The following is a 7,618-nucleotide window of genomic DNA, read 5'->3' as shown; positions in this document are numbered from 1 at the left end:
GGTCGCGCTGGTGCCCACGCCGGGCGGGATCGGGTCGGTGGAGGCCGCGCTGATCGTGGCGCTGGTCGCGGCGGGCGGTCCGGTCGCGGTGGCCACGGCGGTGGTGCTGGCGTACCGGATCATCACGGTCTGGATTCCCATCATCCCGGGTGCGTTGACGCTCGGCGCGCTGGTCCGACTGAGAGTCATCTGATTCACGACTCTTCTCAGACATCGTTGTAAAGCAGCATCAGCCCTGGTCGAAAGGTCGACCAGGGCTGATTCGCGTTTGCCTCAACCTCCTTGTTTTACTTTTTACTTGACTAGACATGACACCACGAGTTGACTGAAGAGCGTTGATTTGTCAGCCGAGGAGGCAGGACTGTCATGGGGGACGAGACGTTAGGCATCATCCTGGCGGGAGGCCGGGGCGAACGCGCCAAGCCGCTCACCCTCGCCTCGTCCGACTACATCCGCAGCAAGGCCCTCATCCCGTTCGTCGGCCGCTCCGTCGTCGAATGGCTCGTCGAGTCCTGCCGTGACCAGGGCATCCGCCGCTTCTACGTGATCGCCCAGGGCGCCGAGAACCACAGTCAGATCAAGCTCGTGCTCGGCCACGGCGAACGGTTCGGCGTGGAGATCCACTACTCCCGCGCCCGGCTCGACCGCTACAACGTCGGATCGGGCGCCGCCACCCTGCACAACCTCGAACAGTGGGACCTGACCGGCCGCGCCCTGGTGCTGCCGGTGGACTCCGTCTTCGAGTTCGACCTCAACACGCTGGTCGACACCCACGACGCCGCCGACGCCGTCGTGACCGTCGCCACCGTCGGCCGTACCCCCGAGGAGATCGCCGGCAAGTACGGCGTGATGCAGACCTCCTCGGACGGACAGGTGGCGGGATTCCTGGAGAAGCCCGACCTGGACCGCGTCCACCGCGTCTTCCCCGAGACCTCGCTGCCCGCGTCCGGCCGCACCCTGCCCACCAACGCCGGGATGTACCTGGTCGACTGCGGCCGGCTGCGGCTGGCCGCGCGCAACCCCGAGCTGATCCGGCTCGCCCAGCAGCGCCTGGACTGGGGCGGCGACCTGCTGCCCTGGCTGGTCGGGCGCGGACTGCCGGTCGCGGTCGCCCCCATCGACCGGCTCGGCGACCTCGGCAGCATCCCCGACTACCTCGCCACCCTCGGCGACGTCCTCGGCGGCCACTACCGCCGGATGAACCAGGCCATGGGCGCACCGACCAGCGCCGACCCGCGGTACTGGATCCACGAGTCCAGCCTGCGCACCAAGGACAGCGCGACCGGCACCACCCTGGCCCAGAAGATCTCCGAGGGCAGCGTCGTCATCGGCCCCGCCGTGCGCATCGGGCGCAACGCCGAGATCGGTCCCGGGGTGAAGCTGCGGTTCAGCGACATCGGCGACGGCGTCGACGTGGACGAGGGCGCCCGGCTGAGCCGGACGGCGATCGGCGACGGCGCCGTCGTCGGGCCGTACGCCCGCATCACCGACTCGTACGTCGGCCCGCTGGCCCGGGTGCACTCCGAGCGCGACAACCCGGTCCGGCTCCTCCATTCCGCCGTCGGCGAGGCCGCCGACCTGCGTCCCGGTACCCGGCTGACCGGGGTGAGCGTCTATCCGCGGCTGCGGGTCCCCGCCCTCACCGGCCTGCCCACCGGCACCCATCTGACCAGCTCCGACGACATCCTGCACTGGATCTGAGCGCGCCCCCGCCAACTCCCCCGCCCTTTCCGGCTCTTCCGCAGCCCCGTGGAGATCTCGATGGACAGCCCGATCGCAGTCATAGGAGGAACCGGCCGAGTAGGCCGGCTCGTCGCCCGGCAACTGCTCGCCCGTGGCGAGAGCGTCCGGGTCATCGGCCGCAGCACTCAGCGCGCCCGGCGGCACAATCCGCCCCTGGCCCAGTTCTTCGCGGCCGACGTACGCGCCCCCGCCACCGTCCGCACGCCCCTGCACGGCTGCTCGGCGGTCGTCTACATCGTGGAGCCGGGCACCGACGACGCCGGTCCCGACAGCCCCGAGACCACCCTGCACACCGGGGTCCGCCATGTCCTGGACGCCCTGCTCGCCGCCTCCGGCAGCCCGCACTTCGTGCTGGTCAGCCAGCGCCATGTGACCCGCCGCGACCACCCGATGAACGCCTACGGCCGGATGCTGGACTGGCGGCTGGCCGGCGAGGACGCGGTCCGCTCCTCCGGGCTGCCGTACACGGTGATCCGCCCGGGCTGGCTGACGGACGAGCCCGGCCACGGCCATCTGCACCTGGAGCAGGGCGATGTCGGCGACGGACGCGTGGCCCGCCCGCATGTGGCCGACGCCTGCGTCGAGGCGCTGTACTCGCCCGCCGCCCGCGGCGTGACCTTCGAGATGCGCAGCGAGGTGGGACCGGGCGCCGGCTCCCCGCCCTGGGACGAACTGTTCACCGGCCTCCGCGCCGACACTCCGACCGCGGCCCGGGCCGCACTCGCCTGAGGGTGGCAACCGATGTGTACGACACTCCGACCGACTCTGCGACAGATGCCATGACAGAACAGATGACCTTACGCCCCGACGAAGCCACCGGCACCTACGGCGGCCACACCTCCGACGTCACCACCGGCCGCCCGCAGCCGCTGGGGACCACCGTCGACAGCGACGGTGTCAACTTCTCGCTCTTCTCCGAACACGCCACCCGCGTCGACCTGTTGCTCTTCGAGCACTGCGACAGCCCGTACCCCTACCGCACCATCGCGCTCCTCCCCGACCGCCACCGCAGCTTCCACTTCTGGCACTGCCACGTCCGTGGCATCGGCGCCGGTCAGGTCTACGCCTTCCGCATCGACGGACCGCGCGACCTCAGTGCCCTGGGCAGCCGGTTCGACCAGCGGAAGGTACTGATCGACCCGTACGCACGGGCCAACGTCAACAGCCGCTGGGAGCGCACCCACGCCATCGGCCCCGGGGACAACGTCGAGAACTGCATGCGCAGTCTGGTCGTCGACCTGGACGACTACGACTGGGAGGGCGACACCCCGCTGCACACCCCGATGGCGGAGACCGTCGTCTACGAGATGCACGTGCGCGGCCTGACCGCCTCCCCCACCTCGGAGTGCGCGCGGCCCGGCACCTTCTCCGCCGTCATCGACAAGATCCCGCACCTGCGCGAACTCGGCATCACCGCCGTGGAGTTGCTGCCGGTCTTCGACTTCGACGAGACCCAGGTGCTGCGCACCGGACCCGACGGCACCCCGCTGCGCAACTACTGGGGCTACGACCCGTACGGCTTCTTCGCCCCGCACACCGGCTACTGCTCAAGCCCCCATCTCGCCACGCACATCACCGAGTTCCGCGACATGGTGAAGGCGTTCCACAAGGCGGGCATCGAGGTCATCCTCGACGTGGTCTTCAACCACACCAGCGAGGGCAACGAGTTCGGGCCGACGATCAGCTTCCGGGGCGCGGCCAACGAGGCGTACTACCACCTGTGGCCGCAGGACCGCTCGCACTACATGGACTTCACCGGGTGCGGCAACGCTGTCAACGCCAACCATCCGATGGTCACCAAGTTCATCGTGGAGTGCCTTGAGTACTGGGTGACCGAGCACCACATCGACGGCTTCCGCTTCGACCTCGCCTCCGAACTCTCCCGTGGGCCCCTCGGCTACGAGATGGCGGTGCCGCCGGCCCTGTGGGCGATCGAGCTGTCGCAGGTGCTGTCCGAGACGAAGATCATCGCGGAGCCGTGGGACGGCGGCGGCCTGTATCAGGTCGGCCGGTTCCCGGGGAAGCGCTGGGCACAGTGGAACGGCCCGTTCCGCGACGACGTACGACGGTTCGTGCGCGGCGACGCCGGCATGGTCGGCGAGGTCGCCTCCCGGCTCGGCGGCTCGGCCGACCTGTTCGCCGCCCAGGGTGAATTGCCCACCAACAGCATCAACTTCATCACCTGCCACGACGGCTTCACCCTCAACGACCTGGTCAGCTACAACGCGAAGCACAACCACGCCAACGGTGAGGCCAACGCCGACGGCGCGGACGAGAACTACAGCTGGAACTGCGGCGTCGAGGGCCCCACCGACGACTCCGACATCGAGTACCTGCGGGCCCGGCAGATCAAGAACCTGCTGTCCCTCCTGATGCTCAGCCGCGGTGTGCCGATGCTGCTGGCCGGCGACGAGTTCCGCAACAGCCAGGGCGGCAACAACAACGGCTACTGCCAGGACAACCAGACCTCCTGGCTCGACTGGAACCAGGCCAGGAAGGAGAAGGAGACGACCGGCTTCACCCAGCGCGTCGTCCAGCTCCGCAAGCGCTACCGCGCCCTGCGCGAACCCCAGTTCTTCTCCGAACGCCTCAACTCCCGCTCCCAGCCCGACATCACCTGGCACGGCACCCGGCTCCACCAACCCGGCTGGGACGACCCCAACGCCCGGGTGCTGGCCTGCACCTACGGCGGTTTCGACGGCGACCCGGACCTGCATCTGATCCTCAACATGTACCACCTGGGGCTCGACTTCGAGCTGCCCGACATCCCCGGCCACCACTGGCACCGCGTGCTCGACACGGCCCGCCCCGGCCCCTACGACATCCTTCCGCCCGGAGAAGAGGAGCTGGTCGCCGGTCCGACCCACCACGCCCAGGGCCGCAGCGTCGTCCTGCTCGCGTCCCTGCCCGACGAGAAGGGCACCTGAGATGAGTGCACCTGCCCAACGACGCATCCAATCCGACACGCTCGCCGGCTACATCACCTACTACAGCCCGACCGGCCGCCGCTTCGGCCTGCGCACCTCGGACGAACGGGAGTTCACGGTCCACCTGCCCGCGAACGCGGTCTCGCGCATCGTCCGCAACCTCGGCGACGACTACCGCGACACCACCGCCGACACCGTCGACATGCTGGCCGAGGGCCGTTACGTCTTCGCGTACGGCATCCTCTACGAGTGGGAGGGCGGCTCCCGGTTCGAGGCCAAGGAGATCACCTTCCCGGAGGAGACCCGCGGCCAGTACGTCTTCGAGCACCCGAACTGGTGGGTGCAACAGGCCGCCGCCATCGCCGACTTCTACCTGCGCGGCCACTTCCCCGACGGCGTGTACGACTGGCGCGGGTTCCGCACCCATCTCACGCTCAGCGGCACCCATCTGCCGGACTTCGCCGGCGCGGACGTACGCCAGGAGACCGACACCATCTCCCGGCTGGTCTACGGCCTGGCCACCGCGTACCTGCTGACCGGCAAGGACCGCTTCCTGGAGGCGGCCGAGGCCGGCACCGAGTACCTGCGCGAACACATGCGGGTGGACGACACCGCCGACGGGATCACCTACTGGTACCACGGCATCGACATCACGTCCTCCGGCCACCGTCCGGTCTTCGCCTCGGAGTTCGGCGACGACTTCGACGCGATCCCGATGTACGAGCAGATCTACGCGCTCGCCGGTCCCACCCAGACGTTCCGCATCACCGGCGACCCGCGGATCCTGCAGGACATCGACCGGACGGTCGAGCTGTTCCAGAAGTACTTCCGCGATCCCGTGCGCGGCGGGTTCTTCTCACACCTCGACCCGATCACGCTCGACCCGAACGCCGACTCGCTGGGCCGCAACCGGTCCCGCAAGAACTGGAACTCGGTCGGCGACCACGCCCCGGCGTATCTGATCAACGCCTATCTGGCGACGGGCCGTTCGGACTTCGCCGCGCTGCTGGAGGAGACCGCGGACACCATCGTGGAGCGGTTCCCGGACGAGCCGAACAGCCCCTTCGTCCAGGAGCGCTTCCACGCCGACTGGAGTCCGGACCGGACCTGGGGCTGGCAGCAGGACCGGGCGGTCGTCGGCCACAACCTGAAGATCGCCTGGAACCTGACCCGCATCAAGTCCCTGCACGACAAGCCCGAGTACGCCACGACCGCCGAGCGCATCGCCGAGATCATGCCGGCGGTGGGCAGCGACGGGTTGCGCGGCGGCTGGCTGGACGTGGTCGAGCGGCAGCCCGACCCGGACAGCGGCATCCACCGTATGGTGTGGCACGACCGCAAGGCCTGGTGGCAGCAGGAGCAGGCGATCCTCGCCTATCTGATCCTGGCCGGCACCACCGGCGACCCGGAGCAGCTGCGGCTGGCGCGCGAGGCGGCGGCGTTCTACAACGCCTTCTTCCTCGACTACCAGGACGGCGGCGTCTACTTCAACGTGCTGGCGAACGGCATCCCGTACCTGCTGGGCACCGAACGCCTCAAGGGCAGCCACGCGATGGCCGGTTACCACGCGCTGGAGCTGTGCTACCTGTCGGCTGCCTACACCGGGCTGCTGCTCAGCGACGACCCGGTCACCCTGCACTTCAAGCCGCGCCCGGAGGACCTGCCGGGCCGGGTGCTGCGGGTGGCGCCGGACCTGCTGCCGGCCGGCTCGGTGGAGCTGACCCGGGTGTGGGTCGACGACCAGCCGTACCACAACTTCGACGGCAAGGACCTGACGGTCGTGCTGCCGCGAGGCGACGAACCCGTGCGGGTGCGCGTCGAGTTGGAGCCGGCCTCGATGCGGCTGCGGATGCGCACCTCGTTCGACGGCGGCACCGCGCACGTCGTCTGCCACGGCGTGATCGACGCGGCCGAACTGGGCAAGTTCCGCCGCGTCCTGGCCGAGGTCATGGCGGCGACCCCGCAGCGCGTGGAGTTCCATCTGTGCGAGGTCGGGGGCATGTGCCGGCCCGCCATCAACGAGCTGCTGTTCCAGCGCACCAAGGCGGGCCTGGACGTCGACTTCGTCATCGTGGGCTGCGCGCTGCCGGACGTGGCGGACGCCCTGCTCGCGACGGACGCCTTCCTGCTGGCTGGGGGTGACGAGTGCAACCATGAGTGACCTCGCGACCATCACCCTCCCATTACCCCCGATGCGCACCCCGGGGGCACCGCCGGGCACCTCCGCCGGGCTCCCCGCCTACTGCCGCGAGCTGTTCGGCGACTTCACCCGCGCCGACCAGCGGCGCTGGGGCGAGGTGTATGTGCGCGGGCTGCTGGATGTGCCCGGGCGCAAGACGCCCGCCCGGATCTCCGAGCAGGTGCTCGGGAAGCGTGCCGTGCAGCAGATCCAGCAGTTCGTGAACCAGAGTCCGTGGGCGTCCGCTCCCGTGCGGGGGCGGCTCGCCCGGCAGGTGGTGCGGGCCTTCCGCGCCGAGGCCTGGTCCGTCGACGAGGTCGTCTTCGCCAAGAACGGTGACCGGTCGGTGGGCGTGGCCCGCCAGTACGCGGCCTCCCAGGAACGGACGGTGAACTGCCAACTGGCGCTCGCCGCCTCGCTGGTGGGCCAGGCGGGCGGGGTCCCGGTGAACTGGCGGCTGCTGCTGCCGGCCCGCTGGGACCGCGACGAACGGCTGCGCGGCCAGGCCCACGTACCGGTGCAGGAACGCTGCCGGCCACGCTGGAGCTACGTCCTGGAAGCGCTCGACGCGATGCTCGACGAGTGGTCGCTGGAACCGCTGCCGGTGCTGGCCGACTGGCGCTGCGAGAGCGACCCGGACCCGCTGCTGCGCGGTCTTGAGGCGCGCGGCCTGGGCTATCTCGTGCAGGCGGCACCGCACACCCCGGTGCTGCTGCCCCGGCGGCAGGCCGCCACCCCCGGGATGCGCGGGACGCTCGCCGAACTCGCC

Annotated in this window: 6 protein-coding genes; all 6 read left to right on the top strand. The window is 69.9% G+C overall.

Annotated features, from left to right (window positions below; all coding sequences use genetic code 11):
* A partial coding sequence (locus R6V09_RS40960; protein WP_317886569.1) for a lysylphosphatidylglycerol synthase domain-containing protein occupies nucleotides 1–193 on the top strand: 193 nt, incomplete at its 5' end.
* A gap of 173 nt (nucleotides 194–366) precedes the next feature.
* The gene (locus R6V09_RS40955) at nucleotides 367–1,701 is read left to right on the top strand and encodes an NDP-sugar synthase (protein WP_317886568.1); all 1,335 of its coding nucleotides are present in this window, start codon (nucleotides 367–369) and stop codon (nucleotides 1,699–1,701) included.
* Between the two features lie 60 nt (nucleotides 1,702–1,761).
* Nucleotides 1,762–2,472: an NAD(P)H-binding protein gene (locus tag R6V09_RS40950; protein ID WP_317886567.1), complete on the top strand. Its 711-nt coding sequence runs from the start codon at nucleotides 1,762–1,764 to the stop codon at nucleotides 2,470–2,472.
* Nucleotides 2,473–2,534: 62 nt separating this feature from the next.
* Nucleotides 2,535–4,670 (top strand): glycogen debranching protein GlgX, encoded by a 2,136-nt coding sequence (glgX, locus tag R6V09_RS40945; protein WP_317886566.1) that lies wholly within the window; start codon nucleotides 2,535–2,537, stop codon nucleotides 4,668–4,670.
* A 1-nt stretch (nucleotide 4,671) separates the two neighbouring features.
* Nucleotides 4,672–6,831 carry an AGE family epimerase/isomerase gene (locus R6V09_RS40940; RefSeq protein ID WP_317886565.1) on the top strand — a complete coding sequence of 720 codons (2,160 nt, stop codon included), beginning with the start codon at nucleotides 4,672–4,674 and terminating at the stop codon, nucleotides 6,829–6,831.
* A 31-nt stretch (nucleotides 6,832–6,862) separates the two neighbouring features.
* A partial coding sequence (locus R6V09_RS40935) for an IS701 family transposase (RefSeq protein ID WP_442810243.1) occupies nucleotides 6,863–7,618 on the top strand: 756 nt, incomplete at its 3' end.

It is taken from the genome of Streptomyces sp. W16, from assembly GCF_033194735.1.
GTDB lineage: Bacteria > Actinomycetota > Actinomycetes > Streptomycetales > Streptomycetaceae > Streptomyces.
This window is presented reverse-complemented; position numbering and strand designations above follow the sequence as displayed.

Excerpts from the sequence above, each read along its gene's own strand:
- R6V09_RS40955 (WP_317886568.1), top strand. The coding sequence starts at position 367 with ATGGGGGACGAGACGTTAGGCATCATCCTGGCGGGAGGCCGGGGCGAA.
- R6V09_RS40940 (WP_317886565.1), top strand. The coding sequence starts at position 4,672 with ATGAGTGCACCTGCCCAACGACGCATCCAATCCGACACGCTCGCCGGC.
- R6V09_RS40950 (WP_317886567.1), top strand. The coding sequence starts at position 1,762 with ATGGACAGCCCGATCGCAGTCATAGGAGGAACCGGCCGAGTAGGCCGG.
- glgX (WP_317886566.1), top strand. The coding sequence starts at position 2,535 with ATGACCTTACGCCCCGACGAAGCCACCGGCACCTACGGCGGCCACACC.